Annotated in this window: 23 protein-coding genes and 1 pseudogene; 19 read left to right on the top strand and 5 right to left on the bottom strand. The window is 66.4% G+C overall.

The window, feature by feature from the left end:
- Positions 1–63 precede the first annotated feature (63 nt).
- The 4 genes from U5A56_RS30525 (at position 64) to U5A56_RS30510 (ending at position 3,056) form a co-directional block, all read left to right on the top strand.
- Positions 64–1,098, top strand: coding sequence for an alpha/beta hydrolase (locus U5A56_RS30525; RefSeq protein ID WP_321926182.1), 1,035 nt, complete (start codon positions 64–66; stop codon positions 1,096–1,098).
- Positions 1,099–1,373: 275 nt separating this feature from the next.
- Positions 1,374–1,745 carry a CidA/LrgA family protein gene (locus tag U5A56_RS30520; RefSeq protein ID WP_044847703.1) on the top strand — a complete coding sequence of 124 codons (372 nt, stop codon included), beginning with the start codon at positions 1,374–1,376 and terminating at the stop codon, positions 1,743–1,745.
- Entirely contained in the window at positions 1,742–2,476 is a 735-nt protein-coding gene (locus U5A56_RS30515; protein ID WP_124646407.1) for an LrgB family protein, read from the top strand. Before U5A56_RS30520 ends, U5A56_RS30515 begins: the two co-directional genes overlap by 4 nt.
- Before the next feature lie 244 nt (positions 2,477–2,720).
- Positions 2,721–3,056, top strand: coding sequence for a hypothetical protein (locus tag U5A56_RS30510; protein WP_044847701.1), 336 nt, complete (start codon positions 2,721–2,723; stop codon positions 3,054–3,056).
- A 194-nt stretch (positions 3,057–3,250) separates the two neighbouring features.
- Here the strand turns inward: U5A56_RS30510 and wrbA are convergent, their stop codons facing one another.
- Positions 3,251–3,853 (bottom strand): NAD(P)H:quinone oxidoreductase, encoded by a 603-nt coding sequence (wrbA, locus tag U5A56_RS30505; protein WP_124646406.1) that lies wholly within the window; start codon positions 3,851–3,853, stop codon positions 3,251–3,253.
- 61 nt (positions 3,854–3,914) lie between these two features.
- On the bottom strand, positions 3,915–4,640 hold the full coding sequence (locus U5A56_RS30500; protein ID WP_044847699.1) for a pirin family protein: 726 nt from the start codon (positions 4,638–4,640) through the stop codon (positions 3,915–3,917).
- A 126-nt stretch (positions 4,641–4,766) separates the two neighbouring features.
- On the opposite strand from U5A56_RS30500, the gene U5A56_RS30495 reads away from it, so the two are divergent.
- The 3 genes from U5A56_RS30495 (at position 4,767) to U5A56_RS30485 (ending at position 8,212) form a co-directional block, all read left to right on the top strand.
- Positions 4,767–5,684: a LysR family transcriptional regulator gene (locus U5A56_RS30495; RefSeq protein ID WP_321926178.1), complete on the top strand. Its 918-nt coding sequence runs from the start codon at positions 4,767–4,769 to the stop codon at positions 5,682–5,684.
- Between the two features lie 103 nt (positions 5,685–5,787).
- Positions 5,788–6,909 carry a Fic family protein gene (locus tag U5A56_RS30490; protein ID WP_321926177.1) on the top strand — a complete coding sequence of 374 codons (1,122 nt, stop codon included), beginning with the start codon at positions 5,788–5,790 and terminating at the stop codon, positions 6,907–6,909.
- Positions 6,910–7,228: 319 nt separating this feature from the next.
- Positions 7,229–8,212, top strand: a complete 984-nt coding sequence (locus tag U5A56_RS30485) for a lysozyme inhibitor LprI family protein (RefSeq protein WP_321926176.1) — start codon at positions 7,229–7,231, stop codon at positions 8,210–8,212.
- A 225-nt stretch (positions 8,213–8,437) separates the two neighbouring features.
- Here the strand turns inward: U5A56_RS30485 and U5A56_RS30480 are convergent, their stop codons facing one another.
- Complete coding sequence (locus tag U5A56_RS30480) at positions 8,438–9,628, bottom strand: alginate lyase family protein (RefSeq protein ID WP_321926175.1); 1,191 nt, start codon at positions 9,626–9,628, stop codon at positions 8,438–8,440.
- Positions 9,629–10,049: 421 nt separating this feature from the next.
- Between U5A56_RS30480 and U5A56_RS30475 the strand changes: the two genes are divergently transcribed.
- The 8 genes from U5A56_RS30475 to U5A56_RS30440 all read left to right on the top strand — a co-directional run bounded on the left by U5A56_RS30475 (position 10,050) and on the right by U5A56_RS30440 (position 16,507).
- Positions 10,050–11,060 carry an AraC family transcriptional regulator gene (locus tag U5A56_RS30475; RefSeq protein ID WP_321810414.1) on the top strand — a complete coding sequence of 337 codons (1,011 nt, stop codon included), beginning with the start codon at positions 10,050–10,052 and terminating at the stop codon, positions 11,058–11,060.
- Positions 11,061–11,071: 11 nt separating this feature from the next.
- Positions 11,072–11,746 carry an NAD(P)H-binding protein gene (locus tag U5A56_RS30470; protein ID WP_321926174.1) on the top strand — a complete coding sequence of 225 codons (675 nt, stop codon included), beginning with the start codon at positions 11,072–11,074 and terminating at the stop codon, positions 11,744–11,746.
- 41 nt (positions 11,747–11,787) lie between these two features.
- Complete coding sequence (locus tag U5A56_RS30465) at positions 11,788–11,976, top strand: hypothetical protein (RefSeq protein ID WP_321926172.1); 189 nt, start codon at positions 11,788–11,790, stop codon at positions 11,974–11,976.
- Positions 11,977–12,084: 108 nt separating this feature from the next.
- A complete protein-coding gene (locus U5A56_RS30460) occupies positions 12,085–12,702 on the top strand; it encodes an START domain-containing protein (RefSeq protein WP_321926169.1) in 618 nt (205 codons plus the stop codon).
- A 111-nt stretch (positions 12,703–12,813) separates the two neighbouring features.
- The gene (locus tag U5A56_RS30455) at positions 12,814–13,647 is read left to right on the top strand and encodes an oxidoreductase (protein WP_321926168.1); all 834 of its coding nucleotides are present in this window, start codon (positions 12,814–12,816) and stop codon (positions 13,645–13,647) included.
- 41 nt (positions 13,648–13,688) lie between these two features.
- A complete protein-coding gene (locus U5A56_RS30450; RefSeq protein ID WP_321926166.1) occupies positions 13,689–14,537 on the top strand; it encodes an SDR family oxidoreductase in 849 nt (282 codons plus the stop codon).
- Between the two features lie 450 nt (positions 14,538–14,987).
- Positions 14,988–15,401: a DoxX family protein gene (locus U5A56_RS30445; RefSeq protein WP_044847690.1), complete on the top strand. Its 414-nt coding sequence runs from the start codon at positions 14,988–14,990 to the stop codon at positions 15,399–15,401.
- Positions 15,402–15,562: 161 nt separating this feature from the next.
- Complete coding sequence (locus tag U5A56_RS30440) at positions 15,563–16,507, top strand: SDR family oxidoreductase (protein WP_321926164.1); 945 nt, start codon at positions 15,563–15,565, stop codon at positions 16,505–16,507.
- 457 nt (positions 16,508–16,964) lie between these two features.
- Here the strand turns inward: U5A56_RS30440 and U5A56_RS30435 are convergent, their stop codons facing one another.
- Positions 16,965–17,579 (bottom strand): c-type cytochrome, encoded by a 615-nt coding sequence (locus tag U5A56_RS30435; RefSeq protein WP_124488071.1) that lies wholly within the window; start codon positions 17,577–17,579, stop codon positions 16,965–16,967.
- A 519-nt stretch (positions 17,580–18,098) separates the two neighbouring features.
- On the opposite strand from U5A56_RS30435, the gene U5A56_RS30430 reads away from it, so the two are divergent.
- Entirely contained in the window at positions 18,099–18,680 is a 582-nt protein-coding gene (locus tag U5A56_RS30430; protein ID WP_124521235.1) for a hemerythrin domain-containing protein, read from the top strand.
- Between the two features lie 70 nt (positions 18,681–18,750).
- Here the strand turns inward: U5A56_RS30430 and U5A56_RS30425 are convergent, their stop codons facing one another.
- Positions 18,751–19,122 (bottom strand): DUF3564 family protein, encoded by a 372-nt coding sequence (locus U5A56_RS30425; RefSeq protein WP_044847687.1) that lies wholly within the window; start codon positions 19,120–19,122, stop codon positions 18,751–18,753.
- Positions 19,123–19,358: 236 nt separating this feature from the next.
- Here U5A56_RS30425 and U5A56_RS30420 point away from each other — a divergent pair.
- The 3 genes and pseudogenes from U5A56_RS30420 to U5A56_RS30410 all read left to right on the top strand — a co-directional run.
- Positions 19,359–19,535, top strand: a pseudogene (locus tag U5A56_RS30420) (RNA-directed DNA polymerase); the annotation flags it as partial.
- A 366-nt stretch (positions 19,536–19,901) separates the two neighbouring features.
- The gene (locus U5A56_RS30415) at positions 19,902–20,231 is read left to right on the top strand and encodes an H-NS family nucleoid-associated regulatory protein (protein WP_044847685.1); all 330 of its coding nucleotides are present in this window, start codon (positions 19,902–19,904) and stop codon (positions 20,229–20,231) included.
- A 258-nt stretch (positions 20,232–20,489) separates the two neighbouring features.
- Positions 20,490–21,737, top strand: coding sequence for an MFS transporter (locus U5A56_RS30410; RefSeq protein ID WP_321926160.1), 1,248 nt, complete (start codon positions 20,490–20,492; stop codon positions 21,735–21,737).
- The last annotated feature ends 38 nt before the right edge of the window (positions 21,738–21,775 follow it).

The following is a 21,775-nucleotide window of genomic DNA, read 5'->3' as shown; positions in this document are numbered from 1 at the left end:
ACGTACTACGAAGTAATCCGTCGTCATTCATTGCATACACCGGTTGAGCCAAGGAGTCTCATCATGAAGATCGTCAAGCCGCTGCTGATCGCCGCTGCCGTTGCGGCCGCGTTGTTCACCGCCCCCGCCGCCTTTGCCGCCGGCACCGACGGCGTCCGTCCCGATACGGCGACCAGCGGGTTGCTCGCCGTGCTGAACGGCCAGAAGGGGCCGGGCCTCGAAACGCTGAGCCCCGCGAAGGCGCGTCAGGTGCTGGTCGATGCCCAGCGCGGCGCGAAGGTCGATCTGTCCGGCATCGACGTATCGAACCGCACGATCGAGCAGGACGGCCTGTCGGTGCCGATCACGATCGTGCGTCCGCAAGGAGTGGCGGGCACGCCGCCGGTGTTCATGTTCTTCCATGGAGGCGGCTGGATTCTCGGCGACTTCCCGACGCATGAGCGCCTGGTGCGCGATCTGGTGGTGCAATCGGGCGCCGTCGCGGTGTTCGTGAACTACACGCCGTCGCCGGAAGCGCATTACCCGGTCGCGATCAACCAGGCGTATGCGGCGACGAAGTGGGTCGCCGCGCACGGCGCGGAAATCGGCGTCGACGGCAGCCGCCTCGCGGTGGTCGGCAACAGCGTCGGCGGGAACATGGCGGCCGTCGTCGCGCTGATGGCGAAGGACAAGGACGGCCCGGCGATCCGCTTCCAGGGCCTGTTGTGGCCCGTGACGGACCACGACTTCAATACCGGTTCGTACAACGCGTATCAGCAGGGGCACTTCCTGACCCGGCCGATGATGAAGTGGTTCTGGGACGCCTATACGAAGAACGAAGCGCAACGCAACGAGATCTACGCATCGCCGCTGCGTGCGAGCACCGCGCAGTTGAAGGGATTGCCGCCCGCGCTGATCCAGGTCGCGCAGTTCGACGTGCTGCGCGACGAAGGTGAAGCGTACGGCCGCAAGCTCGACGCAGCCGGTGTCGATGCGACGACCACGCGCTACGACGGCACGATTCACGACTTCGGTTTGCTGAACGCGCTGGCCGAGGATGCGCCGACCAGGGCGGCGATGAAGGCGATGGCCAACGAAATCGCCACGCGCCTGAAGTAGGGCTGCGAGCGGCATTCGAACGGGTTCGAATGCGAACGGCGAAGCGGCGGGCTCGGGTCCGCCGCTTTCGCATGGGGAGCGGGGCGACAGGGCCGTCGAAACGCGACCCCGGCGGCCGGATCGAAGCGGCCCGATGCCGATCCCGATCGCGTGTTGGCCCGCGGTGCCCGCCGCGCCCATTGTTGGTACGATCGCGCGTATCGTCCACGCCGGCGTCGCATGCCGCCGGCCCATCGGCTGCCCGGTCACGCGGCCACGTTCGGGAGAAGCGGTTCATGCTGCAGGCGTTCGCGGTCTTGCTGACCTTCCAGTGTCTCGGGGAAGGGGTGTCCTACCTGTTCGGCCTGCCGGTGCCGGGCCCCGTGATCGGCATGCTGCTGCTGTTCGGTTTCGTGATGCTGCGCCCGCGGGTGGCCGACGCGATCGAGCCGACCGCGCTCGAGCTGCTGCGCCATCTGTCGCTGCTGTTCGTGCCGGCCGGCGTCGGCATCATGGTGTCGGCCGACCGCGTGCGCGGCGATGCGCTGGCGGTCGTCGTCGCGCTGGCGGTGAGCACGTCGCTCGCGATCGCCGTGACGGCGCTCGTCACGCGCGCGTTGCTGCGGCGCCAGCGGCGCGCGGACGGCGCGGCGGAGGGCACGCAATGACGGCCTTCCCGAAACTCGGCGCGATCTGGGTCTACCTCGCCGCGACCCCGCTGCTCGGCCTGACGATCACGCTGATCGCGTACCTGATTGCGCAGGCCATCTATGCGCGGACGCGCTTCAACCCGCTCGCGAACCCGGTGCTGATCGCGGTCGCGCTGATCGTCGTGCTGCTGACGATCACGCACACGCCGTATCCGACGTATTTCGAGGGCGCGCAGTTCGTCCACTTCCTGCTCGGCCCGGCGACCGTCGCGCTGGCGCTGCCGCTGTACCGCCAGTGGTCGAAGCTGCGGCGCGCCGCGGTGCCGCTGCTCGTCGGGCTGCTGGCGGGCTCGCTGACCGCGATCGTGTCGGCGGTCGGCATCGCAGCGCTGTTCGGCGCGTCGCACCAGACGATCGCGTCGCTCGCACCGAAATCCGCGACCACGCCGATCGCGATGGCCGTCGCGCAGGAAATCGGCGGGATTCCGTCGCTGACCGCCGTGCTGGTGATCTCGACCGGCATCTTCGGCGCCGTGTGCGCCCGCGCGATCCTGAACGCGCTGCGCATCGAGGAGCCGGCCGTGCGCGGTTTCGCGCTCGGCGTCGCGTCGCACGGGATCGGCACCGCGCGCGCGTTCCAGGTCAGCGAGGAGGCCGGCGCGTTCGCGGGCCTCGGGATGGGGCTGAACGGCGTGCTGACCGCATTCGTCGTGCCGATCCTGCTGCCGGTGCTGTCGCGCTGGATCTGAGCGGCGCAGGGCAGCGGCGGCGTGGGATGCTATCGGTTTCCCTGATGGCCGCGCACTCGGCGCCGGCCCGCCGGGCGCCTGCCGCGGATGTATCGTTGCCGTTATCGGGAGAATTCAGGAACCGGCACGGACATTTGTGCAGCGATCGGCTAACGTTGCATCGGCGCCGTGGCGGCACGCCGACGTCCGTCGCGTGCGGGCCGGCGTTCGACCCACATCCAACAATCGACAAGGAGAACCGGTCATGACGAAGTCTCGCGTGGTTTCGGTGGCAGTGGCAGTAACGGCGTCGTTCGGTCTGCTGTTGACCGCGGCGCCGGCGGCATATGCGCAGGATCCGGCGTCCGCGCCCATTGAGAATCCGGCATCCGCACCGACGCAGAAGCAACTCGACAAGGCGCAGAAGAAAGCTGCCCGCAAGGCAGCGCGCGCGCGTCACGCGAAGGACCTGAAGGCGATCGGCACGGGCACCGGCTACCGGCTCACCAACGACCAGAGCAACTATCCGCAGAACGCGGTGGAGAAGGCGCCCGCGACGAAGGCGGCGCCGGCGCCGGCCGCGCCTGCATCGGGCCAGTAACGGCCGCAAACGGCTGCAAACGGCTGCAAACGGCTGCAAACGGCCGCAGGCGGCCGGCAAGGGCCGACGTTGGTTCAATGAAAAACGGCGCCGGGTTCGACCGGCGCCGTTCGCTCGTGTGTGTGCCGCGCAAGCGCCACGCGCCGCGGCCCCGGGGCCCCGGGGCTTCCCGGCACGCGCGGCATTCGTTCGCGTTACGACGCGAGCTTCGCGGCGAGTTCCGCGACGTGCTTGCCCTGGTAGCGGGCGATGTCGAGTTCGTTCGCGCTCGGCTGGCGGCTGCCGTCCGCGCCCGCGAGCGTGGTCGCGCCGTACGGCGTGCCGCCCGTGATCTCGTTCATGTTGACGAGCCCGCTGCACGCATAGGGCACGCCGACGATCACCATCCCGTGGTGCAGCAACGTCGTGTGGAACGACGTGATGGTGGTTTCCTGGCCGCCGTGCTGCGTGCCGGTCGACGCGAACACGCTGCCGATCTTGCCGACGAGCGAGCCTTTCATCCACAGGCCGCCGGTCTGGTCGAGGAACGTGCGCATCTGGCCGGCCATGTTGCCGAAGCGGGTCGGCGTGCCGAAGATGATCGCGTCGTAGCCCGCGAGTTCGTCCACGGTGGCGACGGGGGCGGCCTGGTCGACCTTGACGCCGATCGCCTTCGCCTGGTCGGCGGGAATGGTTTCCGGCACGCGCTTGAGCGTGACCTCGACGCCGGGCACCGATTGCGCGCCTTCCGCGACGTGCTGCGCCATCGTTTCGACGTGCCCGTAGGACGAGTAGTAAAGAACGAGTACCTTGGCCATGTTGCGAATCTCCGATTAAGAAGGCCCCGCCTTCAGCGGGGCCCGAGGTTCCAAGCAGGCGTCATGCCCACTCGGCCGTCACTTCGACCGGACGCAGGTCGAATACCAGCACTTCGGCATCCTTGCCGTCGGCGAACGTCAGCGCCTGTTCGTCGCGGATGCGCGCGCCGTCGCCTTCGCCGAGCGTCACGCCGTTGACCGTCACGCTGCCGCGTGCGACATGCACGTAGGCGAAGCGGCCCGGTGCCAGTTCGAGCGTGGCGCGCTCGTCGCCGTCGAACAGGCCCGCGTAGATCCGCGTGTCCTGGCGGATCTTCAGCGAACCGCCGTTGCCGTCGGGCGACACGATCGGCGTGAGCTTGCCGCGCTTGTCGGCTTCCGCGATGTTCGTCTGCTGATAGCGCGGCTCGGCACCCTTCTCGGACGGTCCGACCCAGATCTGCAGGAAGTGGACGGGCGTCTCGTGCGAGTGGTTGAACTCGCTGTGACGCACGCCGGTACCCGCGCTCATCAACTGGACGTCGCCCGGCACGATCACCGACCCGGTGCCCATCGAATCCTTGTGCTCCAGCGCACCGTCGAGCACGTACGACAGGATTTCCATGTCGCGGTGCGGGTGCGTGCCGAAGCCGCGGCCCGGCGCGACGCGGTCGTCGTTGATCACCAGCAGGTCGGAGAAGCCGACTTGCTTAGGATCGTAGTAGTTCGCGAAAGAAAACGTGTGACGGGAGCTGAGCCAGCCATGCTCGGCACGGCCACGTTGGTTTGCTGCACGAGTCTCGATCATGATTTTTCCTGGATGTCGCCGGACCTCGGAAGTGGGCCCGGCCGTTCGTTGAGATGAATCTTAGGTCAATCTATTTGACAAATAAATGGCCGTGGAGATAATGACTGTCGCTATGGAGTGGACAATATGGAACTCAACGACCTGAGGATCTTCGTCGCGACCGTCGATGCAGGCAGCTTCACGGCGGCGGCCGACCAGCTGATGCTGTCCAAGCAGTTCGTGAGCCGGCGCACGATGGCGCTCGAGGCGTCGCTCGGCGTGCGTCTGCTGCATCGCAACACGCGCAATCTCGCGGTCACGGAATCGGGGCAGGAGTTCTATGCGCGCGCGCAGCGGATCCTCGCCGAGGTCGCCGACGCCGAGCAGGCGATGTCGGTACGCAGCACCGAGCTGCACGGCTCGCTGAAGATCAGCGCGCCGCTGTCGTTCGGGATCACGCACGTGTCGCCGCTGATCGCGGAATTCCTGTCCGCGCATCCGGCCGTGCGGCTGAACGTCGACCTGACCGATCGGCGGGTCGACCTGATCGGCGAGGGCTTCGATCTCGTGCTGCGGATCGGCACGCTCGAGGATTCGACGCTGATCGCGCGAGCGCTCGGCGCGTGGCAGATGATCGCGTGCGCGAGCCCCGCTTACCTGAAGCGGCACGGCGCGCCCGCGACGCCGGCCGACCTCGCCGGCCATACGTGCCTGATGTACGGGCGCGAGCGGCGCGTCGGCTGGGAATTCCGGGTCGACGGGGTGGCGCGCACCTTCGACGTGCAGGGGCCGCTCGTCGCGAACAACGGCGAAGTCGTGCGCGACGCGGCGATCGCGGGGCTCGGCATCGCGCTGCTGCCGCATTTCATCGTCGGCGCGGCGCTCGACAGCGGCGCGCTCGTGCCGGTGCTCGACGCGTACGCGCCGCCGCCGATCACGCTGAACGCGGTGTTTCCGCAGCACCGTGAAGGATTCGTCACGCTGCGGACGTTCATCGGGTTTCTGGCCGAGCGGCTGGGGAAGGCCGTGCCGGCGGAGAACGGCGGCGCGGACCGGCGGCGGTAGAGGCGCGGGCGTGCGGCGCGTGCGGTGAATCGAAGCGTAATCTCCGCAGAATTTGCGGAGATTGTTGAGTCATGCGGTGAATCGGTGGGATAATCTCCGCATCATGAGCGGAGATTACACCTTCATCTGGCAGTCGTCCGACTGGCCCGCCTGGCGCTTCGACCTCCCGGCACTCGCGACGTCACTGGTCGATGTCAGCCGTGCGCAAGGTGCGCTGGCCGGGAGACTGGCGGATGTCGGCCTCGCACTGCGCGATGAGGCCAGCCTGGCCGCATTGACGGAGGATGTCGTCAAGACCAGCGCCATCGAGGGCGACAACCTGAACGTCGCATCGGTCCGATCATCGATTGCGCGCCGGCTCGGCGTCGATATTGGGGCGCTGGCGCCGGTTGATCGCCATGTCGAGGGCGTGGTCGACATGGTGCTGGACGCGACGGCCCGTTCGGCGGAGGCGGTGACCGAAGCCCGGCTGCGCGGGTGGCATGCGGCGCTTTTTCCGACCGGCTATTCCGGGATGTCGCGGATCACCGTCGGCGCGTGGCGTACGGATGCGAGCGGGCCGATGCAGGTGGTGTCCGGGCCGATCGGCCGGCAACGCATGCATTTCGAAGCGCCGCCTGCCGCGCGCCTGCCGAACGAGATCGAGCGCTTCCTGCGGTGGTTCAATGCGACGCCGGTCGAGCCCTTGCTGATCCGGGCCGGCCTGGCCCACCTGTGGTTCGTCACGCTCCACCCGTTCGACGACGGCAACGGCCGTATCGCACGCGCCCTTGGGGATCTGGTTCTGGCGCGCGCTGATCGGAGCCCGCAGCGCTTCTATAGCCTGTCGGCGCAAATCCAGCGCGAGCGCAATGCGTATTACGACGTGCTGGAGCGCACGCAGTGCGGTTCGCTGGACGTCACGGCATGGCTCGCGTGGTTTCTGGATGCGCTGGGCCGGGCCGTCGATCACGCGCACACGACGCTCGATGCGGTCCTGATCAAGGCGCGCTTCTGGCAGCGATGTGCGGGCCTCGCGATGAACGAACGTCAGGTCAAGGTGATGAATCGCCTGCTCGATGGTTTCGAAGGGAAGCTGACGACCAGCAAGTGGGCCGCCCTCGCGAAGTGCTCGCAAGACACGGCGCTGCGTGATATCGAGCAGCTCGTCGCGCGCGGTGTGCTGCATCGCTCGTCGTCCGGTGGCCGGAGCACGAGTTACGAACTGGTGCCATTCGACGGCTGACGGCTGACGCGTGCTTGCGCTGCCGGCGTTCGCGCGTGTCGCCAGCACGGCGTGCACATGCAAGGCCGAGGCATCGTGCGCGTGATCGGTGTGGATGGCGCGCCCGGTTCGGGTTACGCTTCGGCGGGCGGGGCGAGTGCCGCATGCCGCGCCGGGCATTTTTACCTCGAACGTTGCGGGCATGGCGTTTCTACAGGCCCGCGAACCAGCGACGATCCAGGCCATGACAACCCAGAACCGATCGAGTGCTCGCGCCGGCGAGCGAGGGCAAGCCGCGCTTCGCGGCCGGCATGCGTGGAGCGTGAGCCCGCGAGCCGCCATGATGTTGGCAATACTGACGATCGCGCCGATGGCCGCGCATGCGGCCGGCTTCGACTGCGCGAAAGCCGCTTCGCCGACCGAGAAGACGATCTGCGCGGACGCCGGGCTGTCGTCGCTCGACGGCCAGCTGGCGGCGGCGTGGAAGAAGACGCTCGCGAAAGGCGGCGATACCGCCGCGCTGAAGGCGGCGCAGTTGAAATGGCTCAAGCAGCGCGATCGCTGCGGCAACGATGCGTCGTGCCTGGGCGATCGCTATCGCGAGCGGCTCGCGAGCCTGAACGGCGAGCCGCTTGCGGCCGACCGCTGGCAACAGACGTGGTATCGCGACAGCGACAACCCGTCGTTCGGCGGCGTGCTGACGTTCACCGGCACGGCACCGCGTCTGCACTTCGAACTGAGCGGCAACAATGGCGCGAATACCGGCGGACTCGACGGCGATATCGACCTGCACGGCGAGCGCGGCACGTTTCGCCAGGATCGATGCCGGCTCGATTTCAGCCGCAGGGGCGGCCGCGTCCAGGTCGCGCAGCAGGGCCGCGATGCCGATTGCGGCGCCGGTGCGGGCGTCGTGTATTCGGGCGAGTACGTGACGGCGTCGAACGCGCAGGCGAGCCAGGCGGCTGACCTTGTGACGCTGAAGGTGCTGGCCGACGCGCACCAGAACGCGATCGCGCACACGCTGCTCGGCGCCGACTATCAGACGCTCGTCGATACGATCAACACCAGCGCGGACGAGCAGGATCTTGACGGCCTGAACGCCGACGTGAAGTCGTACTGGGTGCGCGGCATCGCGACGACGAACGCCGCGATCGTGATGCGCCGGGGCACAGAGTTGTGGATCGGGCTGCTCGTGTTCGATGCCCATGACAAGGTGCGCATGCGCTACTACTCGAACGTGCCGGCGTGGAAAAAGACCATGCCGAAGACCATTCGCGCCTGGCACGACAATCTCGACAAGACGCTGCCGATCGATTTGATGTGATCCGGCGGGCGGATGCGCTGTGCGTGACGAGGCCCTGGTCTTGGGCCAACGCGCTTCGCGATCGACGGCCGGCCATCCTGGCGACTGTCTTCAAGCTCGGCCGTGATGCGAGCGGCATCCGGCAAGATGTCCGCACCGGAAGCGATCTACCTCGCTGTCTCGGGGTGGGGCAAATTCGGCGGCGAACCGTGGGTTCACGATTCGCTGATCGCTGACAGCTGCCCGTCATTCGAGCGTATACGTCAGCGTGCCATATCCCAGTTGATCGAAGCCGCCGCTGTTGGGACCATAGTCGCCACCGCCGCCTTCCGGCGCGACCTTGCGGGCAAACGCCTCGACGTCCGGCGCGGAGAGCCCTTTCAGCACGACGTAGTGGTTATAGACGAGTGCCCATACAGGGCGCTCGTTACCGCGCGAATTCGACGAGATGACGGGCTGCGTGACATCGCTGTTCGTGTATTGCGTGTAAGGCACGTCCTTCCCGAGGTTGTATCGAGCGGCGTATTCCGCTGCGCGCAGGAACCGGTTGTCGTCATATCCGTAAAGATCGTCCCCTTGGCTCCAGGCCATCTGGCAGAACGCCCCGAGCAGCGCAATATCGAGCATGGCATGCCCCTGGTCGCGCCCGCTTTCCTGCAGCTGACCCAGCCCGTCCGGATACAACTTCCACACCACGTGTTCGATCGAGCCGTTGCCGGCGCCATGCCTGAAATAGTCGACCGCTTCGGCGTAGATGTCGTGGCGATCGGTCAGGATCCCGATCGCCAGCATGGACGCCATGTTGGCGAGATCCCAGTTGGCCCAGTAGTGGTCGATCCTTGCGCCGTTGTGCCGAACCAGGAAGTCGTGGTTCATCGGATAGAACACGCCGAGCATCATCGACTGGAAACGCCGGAAGTCGTCGGCGCGCCACAGCGGAGACGTGCGCAGGATTTCGCCCGCGTTCGCCAACTGGTAGCCGTAGATACCGGAAGCCAGGAACTTGTCGGAACTGCCGCCGATCGTCGTCAGCGTGCGCGACCACGCGTTCAGGACTCCTATCGCGTGTTGCGCGTAGGCGTCGTCGCCGGTGATCTTCCACCGAAGTGCAAGCGCGTAGGCCGCGGCGGCATCATTGAAGAGCGTCGCGTAATTTTCCGGGTGGTCGGGGTTTCGGCCGCGATAGATGGCCGGCTGCGGATTCGGCTTCCAGTCGAGCGACGCATGCCGATTGGCAACCAGGCGTTGCCAGCCGTCGAACCACGGCTGCCGCCGCGCGGCGACGCTCTCGCGCATGCGCGTGAAATCGCGCTCCGTATGCAGCAGGCCGGGGTGCACAAAAGGCGCGCCGGCCATCCGGGCGCCGGGCACCGTCTTCAGCTGCGTGCCGGTGTGCGATCGAGATGAAACGGTCGCGTCGGCAGGGTGCTGCGCCACGGCGGCGCACGCGCCCAGCATCGCCACGCAAAGAACGCAAAGCGTGGCTGCTGTTCGCAAGGACGGACGAAATGCCATATGGCTCCGATGATGGTCGCGCGGTCTTGCCGAAAAAGAATCGGCATGGATTCGAACCGGGACCGTCGCACGATGAACGGGCAGCCGGGAGAAAGCCGCCTTGCCGAGTATGAACGGTCATCGCGACGCGACGGTTGACAGTAAGCATGCCGTAAAGAATCGTTTGGATTCTTCGCATGCCTTGCGCCCGCCCGCTATCTCTTATGCAACTGCCGCCCCCCTCGAATGTCACATCCTGCGATCGATTTGGCGCGCATTGCATGTATCCGATCGCGGTTCAACAGCTAAGCTGTTACCGCACACCGGACCCCGTCCGGCCATCATCGACTTCTGGTGCACACCCATGGCACGCAACCTCACTTTCTCTCTGGATATCGCATGGCGCACGCTGCTGAAGGACTTCGGCGTGCAGCCCGACCACGTGCTGCGCAGGGCGCGTCTGCCTGAAGACCTGTTTCACCGCGCAGATCGCGGGCTCGACACGGACGAGTACTTCCGCTTCTGGCGCGCGCTGGAGCTGGAAGCGAACGACCCCATGTTTCCGTTGCGCCTCGTCGAGATGGTCTCGGCCGAGGTATTCGATCCGCCGCTGTTCGCCGCCCTGTGCAGTGCCAACCTGATGCAGGCGGTGCAGCGCCTGGCCAAATACAAGCAACTTGTGGCGCCCATGAGGCTCGAGGTCGACGTGGATGAGGCCGGATCGCTGACGGTGTCGCCGCGCTGGTTGTCGGTGCAGACCGAGTTGCCCTATTCGCTGCAGGTGGCCGAGGTCGCGTTCTTCCTGCGGCTGGCTCGCCTGGCCACACGCGAGCCCGTGCAGGCATTGCGGGTGGCTCTGCCACAGCTTCCGCCCGCTAGCTGTGCGCCGCGCTACCAGCGCTTCTTCGGCGTGCCCGTTCAACGTGGCGAGCGTCCGGCCATTACCTTTGGCGCCGCCGATGCCCTGCGCCCGTTCCTGACCGTGAACGAAGGCATGTGGCGCGTGTTCGAGCCCGAACTGCGTCGTCGGCTCAGCGAACTGGACGCCACAGCCACGATGGCCGAGCGCGTGCGTGCGGTGCTGCTGGAGCTGCTGCCCGGCAACACGGCCACCATCGAGAAAGCCGCCGAGCGCCTGGGGCTCAGCAAGCGCACGCTACAGCGCCGCCTCGAAGACGAAGGGGAGAATTTCCGCTCGCTGGTGAACACCACCCGGGAAAGTCTTGCCCGCCACTACCTCGGGAGCACGACGATGACTGCCGGCGAAATCGCCTTCCTGCTCGGTTTCGAAGATCCCAACTCCTTTTACCGCGCCTTCCTGGAATGGACCGGGCAGACGCCGGATACCGCGCGCAATGCCATGCGCCTGAACTGAGAACGACACTCATGACCCTGCAAGAGAAACAACGCAAAGTGCTGCTGGCAGGTGCCACCGGACTCGTGGGCGGCCTGATGCTGAAGGCCCTGCTGGCCGACCGGACTGTCTCGGAGGTCCATGCGCTAAGCCGCCGCCCGCTGGCTGTGCGCGACCCCAGGCTCCAGGTCCACCAGGTGGATTTCGGCCGCTTGCCCACGCTGGCGCAGGTCGACGAGGTGTACCTGTCCATGGGCACCACGATCAAGGTGGCGGGCAGCAAGGAGGCCTTCCGAGCGGTGGACTTCGATGCCAACCTGGCCGTGGCGCAGGCCGCATTTGCGGCGGGCGCGCGGCGCGTGGGGCTGGTCAGCGCAGCAGGGGCGAATGCCCGGTCGTCCATGTTCTATACCCGCGTCAAGGGCGAACTGGAAGATGCGCTCAAGGCCATGCCCTTCACGGCGCTGGTCATCGCGCAACCTTCGCTGCTGCTGGACTACCGGGACGGCCTGGGCCAGGCCACGCGGTACGGCGAGATCATCGCGATCCCCGTCGCCAGACTGCTCGCGCCGATCCTCCCCGGCGCCTACAAGCCCGTACACGCCGAGGCCGTTGCCCAGGCGCTGGTACGAACCGTTCCCACGTCCCGGGGCGTGGTGGTTCTGCCTTCTGCCGAGCTGGCCAGGCTGGGCGCCGCGCAGAATTGAGCGAGATGGGAACGCGTCGGCTGCGCGCAGGCCTGCCTTTGATGCTGGCGATCGACGTGCTGATCGCTCCGCCGATCGCGCCCGCGGGCATGGACGATGCCGAGGGCCGGGAAACGGCACGGCACCTGGGCTACGAGGCTGCCGTCGCGCAGTTGCCTGCCATCCGGTCGGTCTTGCAACGCCACGGCCTGGCAGCCCAGGTTGCACAGGCGCGAACGAAATTGCGCTGAGCCACGTTCAGGCTGGCGCCGATCGCCATCCCTCTGGCGCGCGTGGCGAGTTCGCTGCGCAGCGTGGCCCTCTATGGTGAAGGCATCTTCACTCCATGAGGTTTCGCGATGATCGCCCGACGCAATCTTCTTTCCGCCGCCCTGCTGATTGGGCTGCTGGCCAGCCAGACGACCTTCGCGCAGGACGGCTGGTCGCTCGCCAGGCAGGCCGATGGCATCAGGGTCTACGTGCGCAACGTCGACGGATCGCCGCTGCGCGAATTCCGCGGCGAGGTGCAGATCCGGGCTACCTCCGATGACGTCGTCAAGGTGCTGCGTGACGCCGATGCCTACCGTCAATGGATGCCCGACGTGGCCGCTTCCGAACTGCTCAAGGCCACCGACACCGAGCAGTTCCATTACCTGGACAACAAGGCGCCCTGGCCGGTCTCCAACCGCGACGGCATCTATCACTTCACCTACACGAAGGCCGGCGACGGCGCGGTCACCGTGCGCGTGGAGGCGGTCCCCGACTACCTGCCGTTGCGCGAGGGCAAGGTGCGGATTCCGCAGGCCAAAGGTCAGTGGAAGCTGGTGCCCGACGCGGAGGGTGTGAAAGTCACCTATCAGATGCATGCATCCCCCGGCGGCGCCATTCCCGACTGGCTGGCCAACCGGACAGTGGTGGACACGCCGTACGGGACGCTCAAGGCACTGCGCAGCCGTGTGCAGGAGGCCGGCCGATGACCATCGCGCCCCGTGCGGCGGCGCGGATCGCAAGCCGTTTGGCGCATGACGCGAGGCAAGCGGCCTGCTTTTCCTGAAAAGCTAGCGGCAACTCAACAAACGAGGTGCGGCATGTCCACCACAGGAAAGAGAAAAACGGCTTTGGTCACCGGCGCATCGTCAGGCATGGGCAAGGCCATTGCGCAGCGCCTGATCAAGGACGGCTATCAGGTCTATGTCGCTGCACGCAGTGTCGACAAGATGGACGACCTGGCGCGACTCGGCGCCGAGCCTCTGCGCATGGACCTCTCCAGGGACGACGAGATCGTCGATGGCGTCAAGTTCATCCTGTCCCGGACGGGCGGGGTGGACGTGCTGGTCAACAACGCGGGCTTCGGCCTGTATGGGCCGGTCGAGGAAATCGGCATCGACGAGGCGCGCTACCAGTTCGAGGTCAATCTGTTCGGCGCCGCGCGGCTCACGCAACTCCTGCTGCCGGCCATGCGCGCCCAGCGCTCCGGATACATCGTCAACATCACGTCGATGGGCGGCAAGATGTACAGCATCCTGGGGGCCTGGTACCACGCGACCAAACACGCACTGGAAGGCTGGTCGGACTGCCTGCGCCTGGAAGTGGCCGAGTTCGGCATCAAGGTCGTGATCGTCGAACCCGGCGTGATCGAGACGGGCTTCGGTGATGCCGCCACCGACAGCATCGTCAAGCGCTCGGCCAGCGGCCCGTATGGCCGCCTGGTGCAGATGGTGGCCAAGTCGATCAAGAAGACATACGGACACGGCACCGGTAGCGATCCGCGCGTGATCGCGGACGTGGTCTCCAAGGCCGTCTCCAGTCGCAAGCCGCGCACGCGCTATGCGGCCGGCAAGTTCGCCAAGATGCTGATCCGCATGCGCGTCTGGCTAGGCGACCGCATGTTCGACCGCATCATCCTCAGTCAGACGCGCTGACAGACCGTACGGCTTTTTTCCCCAACATGGAGGTATGCGATATGACATCGAAAGTCTGGTTCATCACGGGCGCCGCGCGCGGATTCGGGCGCATCTGGGCAGAAGCCGCGCTGGCGCGCGGCGACAGGGTGGCTGCAACGGCCCGCAACGCGGGCTCACTGGACGTGCTTGCGGAGCGCCATGGCGACCGCGTACTTCCCCTGGCCCTGGACGTGACCGATGCGCAGCAGGTTGCGGACGCAGTCACGCAGGCGCACCAGCATTTCGGGCGACTCGACGTGGTGCTGAACAACGCCGGCTACGCGTTGGTCGGCGCCATCGAAGAAGCCACGGTCGACGACGTGAAAGCCGAATTCGAGACGAATTTCTTTGGCGCGCTGCGCGTCATCCAGGCGGCGCTGCCTGTCCTGCGCAGCCAGCGCAGCGGGCATATCCTGGGCGTCTCCAGCGTAGCGGGCATCGTGGCCGGTCCCATTTCCGGCTTCTACAACGCCTCCAAGTGGGCGCTGGAAGCCCTGCACGACAGCCTGGCGCAGGAAGTCGCCAACTTCGGCATCAAAGTGACGCTGATCGAGCCCGGTGCCTACGCGACCGACTTCGCGAGTCCCGCGTCCCTGAAGATCTCCGAGGGGCAGGAGGCCTACGCCGCGCTGCGTCAGCAAGCGTTCGCGCGGGGTGCGGCCATGGAATTCGGCGAACCGCAGGCCACGGCGCAGGCCGTGCTGCAGGTGGTCGATACGGACAAGCCGCCGTTGCGTCTGTTCCTGGGCACCGAGGGCATGCCCGTCGTGCGCGCGGCCTACGCGGCGCGACTGGCCGAGTGGGAGCAATGGGAGGCCGTATCGAATGCGGCCCAGGGCGTCTCGATCCGCCAGACCATCGTCACCTGAGGTCATGGCGTGGCCGGTGCCATCGGCATGTCCGGCGGGTGCCGTCCGGCGTATTCGCGGGCTGAGGAGGCCTCGACGCTGCGCTGGCTGGCCCACCGCCGATCGCCAGCTGCTTTGCATGGAAGGGAAAGCCGCGACAGCCCTTTCGTGTGAGATGCCCCGCCGGCCGGCTATGACGCGTTCGTTACGTGACAATTGTCCACCAAATCGAGACAGCCAATCTTGTTGTGACGGATTGATGATTTTCGGTGAGACAGTAGACTGCACCCGTGCTTCGCCAGAACCGCTCCGCAGCGCGCCACGACGGCGCGACCGGACGGATTCTTCGGCAGCGGGCCGGCCGGCCCGCGGTTCGATCGTGCGAGGCGGGTTCGTTGTCGATCCGTGAGTTCGCCGTTGCGGCGGACGTCGGCACCGAATGCGTCAAACCGTCAAATCAAGGTGATTGCTATGCGTTACGTTTCGCTGGAGTCGAAGAAGGACGAGCTGCTGCTGGCGGCTCGCGTGCTGCTGATGATCCTGTTCGTGCTGTTCGGCTGGCAGAAGCTGAACGGCTTCTCGGGCACGGTCGCGTACATGGCGTCGACGGGTGCGCCGTCGCCGGAGCTGTCGGCGGTGATCGCGGTGGCGGTCGAGCTGGTCGGCGGCGCGCTGATCGCGGTCGGCTTCTATACGCGTCCGCTCGCGCTGGTGTTCGCGGTCTATACGCTCGCGACCGCGTTGATCGGGCATCGCTACTGGGCGCTGCAGGGCATGGACCAGTACCTCGCGATGATCAACTTCTACAAGAACATCAGCATCATCGGCGGGCTGCTGTTGCTCGCGGTGAGCGGGCCGGGGCGGTATTCGTTCGACCGGAAGTAAGCAGGCGCGAGAATTCGTGCTGCACGACGGGCCCGGTGCGTGGAAGCGCACCGGGCCCGTGTTTCATCATCCGCCCGTCGTCGACGGGCGAGCGAAATCGACATCGGTTGCCGGTTCTCGTATAGATTGGGGCCCCTCGTCCGCTTTCATCGTTGGCTACCGTGTCGCACCCGACCATCCTTCTCATCGGCGCGTCCGGCCTCCTCGGCCGTGCGGTTGCCGCATCGTTGTCCCGCGAAGCGTCGCTGACGCTCGTCGCAACCATCCGGAATCCGGACACCGCGGGCGCACGGCGCCTCGCATTGCCGCCGGACAACATCGTCCGACTCGACGTGCTCGATCAGCCGGCACTCGAGCGTCTGTTCGACACGCGCCGCCCGGCCGCCGTGATCATCTGCGCCGCCGAGCGTCGCCCGGACGTCTGCGAACGCGACCCCGCGGCCGCGCGCGCGATCAACGTCGACGCGCCGGCCCGCATCGGCGCGCTTGCCGCGCGCTACGGCGCGTGGACGCTCGGCATCTCCACCGACTACGTGTTCGACGGCAAGGCCGCACCGTACCGCGAGGATGCCACGCCGAACCCGCTGAACATCTACGGCCGCACCAAGCTGGAAGGCGAGGCCGCGTTGCTCGCCGCGTCGCCGCTTGCCTGCGTGCTGCGCCTGCCGTTGCTCTACGGCCCGATCGTCGACTGGCGCGAGTCGGCCGTCACGAGCCTCGTGCCGGCGATCGTCGCGTCCGCGCGAGCGGGCGCGGATGCGGTCGGCATGGACGCGTGGGCGATCCGCTATCCGACCTACACGCCGGACGTGGCGGACGTGATCCGCGACCTGACGCTGCGCCAGCTCGCGGGTTCGCCGGTCACGGGTATCCGTCATTGGTCGGGTGAGGAACCGATGACGAAGTACGACATCGCGCAACGGATCGCGGCCGCGCTCGGCATCGACGCCGCGCTCGCGCGAATCGACACGCCGGCCGATGCGACGCCGCGTCCGTACGACTGCCATCTGGATGCATCGCGCGTGCGCGCACTCGGGATCGATCATGCGACGCCGTTCGCGACGGGGCTGCAAGCCGTGTTGCGCGACGCGCCGCCGCTGCCGTAAGCGCGGCGCGCCGCAATGCCGCAACGTGTGGCAGCGGTCGGCGCCGGGGCGCGGCGGGACGTTACACCGCGCAACATTCCCGTTTGGCGGGAAGCGTCCGGGCCGCGAGGCGGCCCGTCCGGTTCGCCGATACCCTGGCGCATTCGAAAAATCACGCGAGCAAGCGAGAGCCGATCGCGGCGCGTCTTCGTATCGGATGCGATCGCGCGCGCGACCTCGTGCGTGCCCGTTCCCTGCCGACTGCTTTCTGGCCGAGTTGCCGGACGAAGCGGAACGTTACGTCATCCATATCGATATCGGCACGTTCCATGCGCCGTGGCTCGGGACGAGCCCGTCTGAATCGGGGTTGATCGTGTCACATGTCATCGTGGTTGCGTCCGCAACTGTGGGTTGCGGACGCAATCGTGGATCGATTCAGCAGTGCCGGCGACGTGCAGAGGATTTCGCGCTTACGACCCTACTGCGATTCGAGCCATGTGGCGACCGCATTGGCGTCGTCGGCATCCAGCGTATGAGCAACGGCTGTCATGACGGGGGAATTGGCACGTGTCTCGTTCTTGAAGAACTCGATCTGCCGAAGCAGATAGTTCACGTGTTGTCCGGCAAGCCGCGGGAACGCGCCGGCACCCTGGCCCTGCGGGCCATGGCACGACGCGCATGCCGGGGTCCCCCGGTGCGGTACGCCATGCTCGAAAATATCTTTCCCCCTGGCCATCAGCGCGGCGTTGCCTGCCTTGCCATGCACCGGTTCCTGATGCGAGTAATAGGCTGCAAGCGATGCAATCGTCGCATCGTCGAGCCGCGACGCAATACCCCACATATACTCGCGCGCATGCGTCTCGCCCCGCGTGTGCTCGCGGAAGCCCTTGAGCTGCACAGTGAGATATTCCGGTGTCTGGGCGCTTAAGCGCGGGAACATGGGTGATTCGCTGTGTCCCCGTGCACCGTGGCAAGTGGCACAGACCTGCCGAGCCAGTTGCTCCCCGTCCTCGGCGCGTGCGTGCGACGGGACGCCGCCGATCGCGATGACGATCGGTAGCAGTGACATTGGCAAGAAAAACATCTTGTTCATCTTTCTTTGCTTCCAGTCGAACCGCGGTACAGCCAAACAGCCGGTATCGGTCGCTTGCGTTGGTATCGATGTCTTCCATGGCGGCCTCATGCTTGCGTAGCGATACTGAATACAGTGTGAGAGCGCCGGAGACGGATATCTTGATTGAAGTCAAATACGAGTGTATTTTGCCGCTCGCCGCGGGTGCTTTGCCGGTCCATCGCAGTCGCCCGTCTTTCACACGATCGCGCTGACGGCGGAGCGCATCCGGACCTCGAAAACCAGGTGCCGGATCGATGACAAGCACGAGCGATTCAGTCGGCAGGGCACCTGTTCGAATCGGCCGACGCATGCCGACTTCGCGCGTTGCCGGGCCGGCACACTCTTTGATCTCCCTCAAGGCCGTCGCGTCGGCACACTTTGATGTCGAGCCGCAGCCGACCAAGATGGAAATTGTGGGCACTGGCTAACGGGCTCGCCGCGCAAGCGAGTCGATCGAGCGATCGCCAGTGCATTCCGCCTGTTTCCGTGAGGTCTGGTATGTCGTCGTTGGGGCCACGGGCCGCGATCACCGTCATCCTCCGTGAGCACGAGCGGCTGTCTGCCGTCGTCGAGGGCATGCGGCGCTATGTCCATCTGCTTGCGGCTGGCAAGCCCGTTCCGGGTCTCATGGTGTTCCGGGCGATGCTCTATTACATTCGAGAGTACCCCGAGCAGATACATCATCCGAAAGAGGAGCGCTACCTGTTTGCCCCATTGCGGGATGTGGCTTCCGAATTCGACGGCGTGATCGACGAACTGGAGACTCAGCACGCGCGAGGCGACGGGATGTTGACCAATCTCGAACACGCGCTGACCCGGTACGAGTTGAAGGGGGCGCCCGCATTAGCGGCACTGGTGGCGCTGGTGGATGAATATGCCGAGTTCTATTCGGATCACCGGTTTACCGAGGAGACGCTGATTTTGCCGGCCGCGAGACGTTTGCTGTCAAACGAGGACTGGGCGGAACTTGATCTCGCCTTCGGAGCCAATCGCGATCCATTCGACGGGGTCAAGCTCGAAGCCGATCTCGGCAAGCTGTTCTCGATGATCGTCAACGCGATTCCGGAAACGGAAGATTAGCGGTTCGCGCGTCAGTCTCGGCCGAGGCTCTCGACCGAGCCAGGATGCCGGCTCCGTGTGTGCGACGCGCTCAGCGTGCGTCGTCTGCAAACAGCCGGTGCTCGGGTTCGGCCTGCTCGGTATCGAGACATTGCACGCGCCAGCGACCGGCATCCGGCGCGTGATGGGCATGCGGGTACCAGCGTGCCATGCCGGATGCGCCGACACTCGGTGCTTTGGCATTGCCGGACGCGAAGCCGTCAAGGACGATGAGCGGACGGCTGGCATCGGGCACGGCAAGCCGGATGCCGTCGCCGGTCCGGGCAAGCGTCCCCCATGATGGCATTGCCATCGCGTAGTGGCCTTCACACGACCACTTTTGCTCGTCGAAATCAAGCCAGACGATCGCATACGCCGACGGGCCGGCATGCGCGAACGTGTCGAGATGAACGGTGATGCGCATGGTGTATTCCTGTGATGAGTGACTGCGACATCCGGTGAGAGGGCATGGGTCCAGTCTAGGTTTGGCCGTGCGCCCGGCCTTGACGCACGTCAACCGGTCAAGCGGCATGACGGCCGTCGGCGATCGCCGGCTCGACGACTTCCGTCGTGGCGCGCATGCGAAGGAGTGCGAGCGGCAGCGACTCGCCGCTGCATCACTGCGCGTACGCGGGCTACGACAAGCGCCGCGGCGGCTGCCGCCTGATCCTGACCAACTGCATCCGCCACGGGCCGGCGTCGCGGAACCGCGCCGCGCATCCGGATTTCCGCGGACATCTGGCCGGACCCGTCGGCCATGCAAGCGCGCCGAACGCCGCGCACGGTGCGAAGCTGCATGCGCGGATCGCGCGGGACGGGTGCCGCTTCGGCACGTGAAACGCCGCGCCGGCGTCGAGGCTCGCGGGCCAAGGCCGGCGAGTGTGCGCCGGACCGCAAAAGTCCTCGAACATGACGGATGCGCACTGCTATCATTCGCGCCATGCCGCGCCTGTGCCAGGGTGCGGCGCCAGGCGGCGAGGAGGTCGCCGCCGAAGGCTCGCCGCGCGTTCGAACGCGGCGCGCCAGGTGTTGCGTGCCGATGTCATGCGGTTTTCGACGATGGTGTTGCGTTCGGCACACTTCGAAACCCTTACAGATGCCGGCAAACGATTCACACATCGCAACACAGATTGGCGGAACTTCGTGATAGGTTCTGCCATCGGAGGTTTTTTGAATAAAAACATGCCCAAAGAGGATGAATACATGACCCAGGCTCTGCAGGAACTCGAAGCACAACTTCGGGACCTGAACATCAAGCTGTCGGAAGCCAAGCAGAAGGAGAAGCAAGCCGCACTCGCGGCATTCAGGGAGCAGGTCCAGCTGTTGGGCATCTCGCAGCAGGAAGTGCTGAGCGCCCTCGGCTACATCGTCCAGCGAAAACGCAAGGCGCCTGCCAAGTATTACGATCCGACGACCGGCCGCTCGTGGTCGGGCCGCGGCCCGCGACCCAAATGGCTCGAAGGCCGGGATCTCGATACGCTGCTCGTCGACCGCGAGGCCAAAACCTGGTGGCCCGGGGACGATCAGGGCTGAGTCAGCACCGCGCCGGCACCGCGCCGGTGCCGTTCGACCCGCGCCGGCCTCACCACTCCCGTTTCATCCCGTTCTTTCGGTGTCCCGGCCTGACTGCGGGATCGCCGGCTTCAACATCTTTCAAATTTATTACCGCCGCTGCCCGCTTCCGTTCCCGGAAGCGGGCAGCGCGGCGCTTTCTGCGTGCGACCGTGCACGGGCCCGTCATGCGCGGGAACAGGCCTTAGAATGTCGCCCGGACATTTCCGGCGGGACACCATGGCATCAAACATGAAATCTTCGGCGCTCGACGATCCGGCGGCGCCGCGCGGCGGGCAGGTCGGGGCGTACGCGTGGAAGGCGCTGGCCGGCTCGGCGATCGGCTACGCGATGGACGGCTTCGACCTGCTGATCCTCGGCTTCATGCTGCCGGCGATCACCGCGGCTTTGCAGCTGACGCCCGGGCAGGGCGGCGCGCTCGTCACGTGGACGCTGATCGGCGCCGTCGCGGGCGGCATTTTGTTCGGTGCCCTGAGCGACCGCTACGGCCGCGTGCGCGTGCTGACCTGGACGATCATGCTGTTCGCGGTCTTCACCGGCCTGTGCGCGTTCGCGCAGGGCTTCCGGGACCTGCTCGTGTATCGCACCATCGCGGGCATCGGCCTCGGCGGCGAATTCGGCATCGGCATGGCGCTCGCGGCCGAAGCGTGGCCGGCGAGCAAGCGGGCGCGCGTGTCGTGCTATGTCGCGCTCGGCTGGCAGGCCGGCGTGCTGCTGGCCGCGCTGCTGACGCCGCTGCTGCTGCTCCATATCGGCTGGCGCGGGATGTTCGTGGTCGGCGTGTTGCCCGCGCTGCTCGCGTGGGTGCTGCGCAACCGGCTGCACGAGCCGGAAGTCTTCGTGCGGCGCGCGACGCGGCCGCGCGCCAACGCGTTCCGGATGCTCGTCGCCGACGCGCGCACCGCGCGCACGAGCCTCGGCATCGTGATCCTGTGCTCGGTCCAGAACTTCGGCTACTACGGGATCATGATCTGGCTGCCGACCTTCCTGTCGAAACAGATGGGCTTCTCGCTGACGAAGTCGGGGCTGTGGACCGCGGTGACCGTCGTCGGGATGATGATCGGCGTCTGGACCTTCGGGCAACTCGCCGATCGTATCGGCCGCAAGCCGACGTTCCTGCTGTACCAGCTCGGCTCGGTCGTGACGGTCATCGCCTACGCGCACCTGTCGGACCCGACGGCGATGCTGTGGGCCGGCGCGCTGATGGGGATGTTCGTCAACGGGATGGTCGGCGGCTACGGCACGCTGATGTCCGAAGGCTATCCCACCGCCGCGCGCGCGACCGCGCAGAACGTGCTGTGGAATATCGGCCGTGCGGTCGGCGGCTTCGGGCCGGTGGCGGTCGGCGCGCTGGCCGCGCGCTACTCGTTCCAGACGGCGATCGCGCTGCTCGCCGGCCTCTACGTGCTCGACATGGTCGCGACGCTGTTCCTGATCCCCGAGCTCAAGGGCGTCGAACTCGCATGACGATGCGCGGCGCGCGGCCGGGTTTCGCATCCCGCTGC

Source organism: Burkholderia sp. BCC1998, assembly GCF_905339875.1.
Taxonomy (GTDB): domain Bacteria; phylum Pseudomonadota; class Gammaproteobacteria; order Burkholderiales; family Burkholderiaceae; genus Burkholderia.
Note: the sequence above shows the minus strand (reverse complement) of the source record. Positions and strands in the feature narration are given on the sequence as shown.

What these genes read in the sequence shown, in the direction of transcription:
- U5A56_RS30525 (WP_321926182.1), top strand. Translation starts at nt 64, where the DNA reads ATGAAGATCGTCAAGCCGCTGCTGATCGCCGCTGCCGTTGCGGCCGCG.
- U5A56_RS30520 (WP_044847703.1), top strand. Translation starts at nt 1,374, where the DNA reads ATGCTGCAGGCGTTCGCGGTCTTGCTGACCTTCCAGTGTCTCGGGGAA.
- U5A56_RS30515 (WP_124646407.1), top strand. Translation starts at nt 1,742, where the DNA reads ATGACGGCCTTCCCGAAACTCGGCGCGATCTGGGTCTACCTCGCCGCG.
- U5A56_RS30510 (WP_044847701.1), top strand. Translation starts at nt 2,721, where the DNA reads ATGACGAAGTCTCGCGTGGTTTCGGTGGCAGTGGCAGTAACGGCGTCG.
- wrbA (WP_124646406.1), bottom strand. Translation starts at nt 3,853, where the DNA reads ATGGCCAAGGTACTCGTTCTTTACTACTCGTCCTACGGGCACGTCGAA.
- U5A56_RS30500 (WP_044847699.1), bottom strand. Translation starts at nt 4,640, where the DNA reads ATGATCGAGACTCGTGCAGCAAACCAACGTGGCCGTGCCGAGCATGGC.
- U5A56_RS30495 (WP_321926178.1), top strand. Translation starts at nt 4,767, where the DNA reads ATGGAACTCAACGACCTGAGGATCTTCGTCGCGACCGTCGATGCAGGC.
- U5A56_RS30490 (WP_321926177.1), top strand. Translation starts at nt 5,788, where the DNA reads ATGAGCGGAGATTACACCTTCATCTGGCAGTCGTCCGACTGGCCCGCC.
- U5A56_RS30485 (WP_321926176.1), top strand. Translation starts at nt 7,229, where the DNA reads ATGATGTTGGCAATACTGACGATCGCGCCGATGGCCGCGCATGCGGCC.
- U5A56_RS30475 (WP_321810414.1), top strand. Translation starts at nt 10,050, where the DNA reads ATGGCACGCAACCTCACTTTCTCTCTGGATATCGCATGGCGCACGCTG.
- U5A56_RS30470 (WP_321926174.1), top strand. Translation starts at nt 11,072, where the DNA reads ATGACCCTGCAAGAGAAACAACGCAAAGTGCTGCTGGCAGGTGCCACC.
- U5A56_RS30465 (WP_321926172.1), top strand. Translation starts at nt 11,788, where the DNA reads ATGCTGGCGATCGACGTGCTGATCGCTCCGCCGATCGCGCCCGCGGGC.
- U5A56_RS30460 (WP_321926169.1), top strand. Translation starts at nt 12,085, where the DNA reads ATGATCGCCCGACGCAATCTTCTTTCCGCCGCCCTGCTGATTGGGCTG.
- U5A56_RS30455 (WP_321926168.1), top strand. Translation starts at nt 12,814, where the DNA reads ATGTCCACCACAGGAAAGAGAAAAACGGCTTTGGTCACCGGCGCATCG.
- U5A56_RS30450 (WP_321926166.1), top strand. Translation starts at nt 13,689, where the DNA reads ATGACATCGAAAGTCTGGTTCATCACGGGCGCCGCGCGCGGATTCGGG.
- U5A56_RS30445 (WP_044847690.1), top strand. Translation starts at nt 14,988, where the DNA reads ATGCGTTACGTTTCGCTGGAGTCGAAGAAGGACGAGCTGCTGCTGGCG.
- U5A56_RS30435 (WP_124488071.1), bottom strand. Translation starts at nt 17,579, where the DNA reads ATGAACAAGATGTTTTTCTTGCCAATGTCACTGCTACCGATCGTCATC.
- U5A56_RS30430 (WP_124521235.1), top strand. Translation starts at nt 18,099, where the DNA reads ATGTCGTCGTTGGGGCCACGGGCCGCGATCACCGTCATCCTCCGTGAG.
- U5A56_RS30425 (WP_044847687.1), bottom strand. Translation starts at nt 19,122, where the DNA reads ATGCGCATCACCGTTCATCTCGACACGTTCGCGCATGCCGGCCCGTCG.
- U5A56_RS30415 (WP_044847685.1), top strand. Translation starts at nt 19,902, where the DNA reads ATGACCCAGGCTCTGCAGGAACTCGAAGCACAACTTCGGGACCTGAAC.
- U5A56_RS30410 (WP_321926160.1), top strand. Translation starts at nt 20,490, where the DNA reads ATGGCATCAAACATGAAATCTTCGGCGCTCGACGATCCGGCGGCGCCG.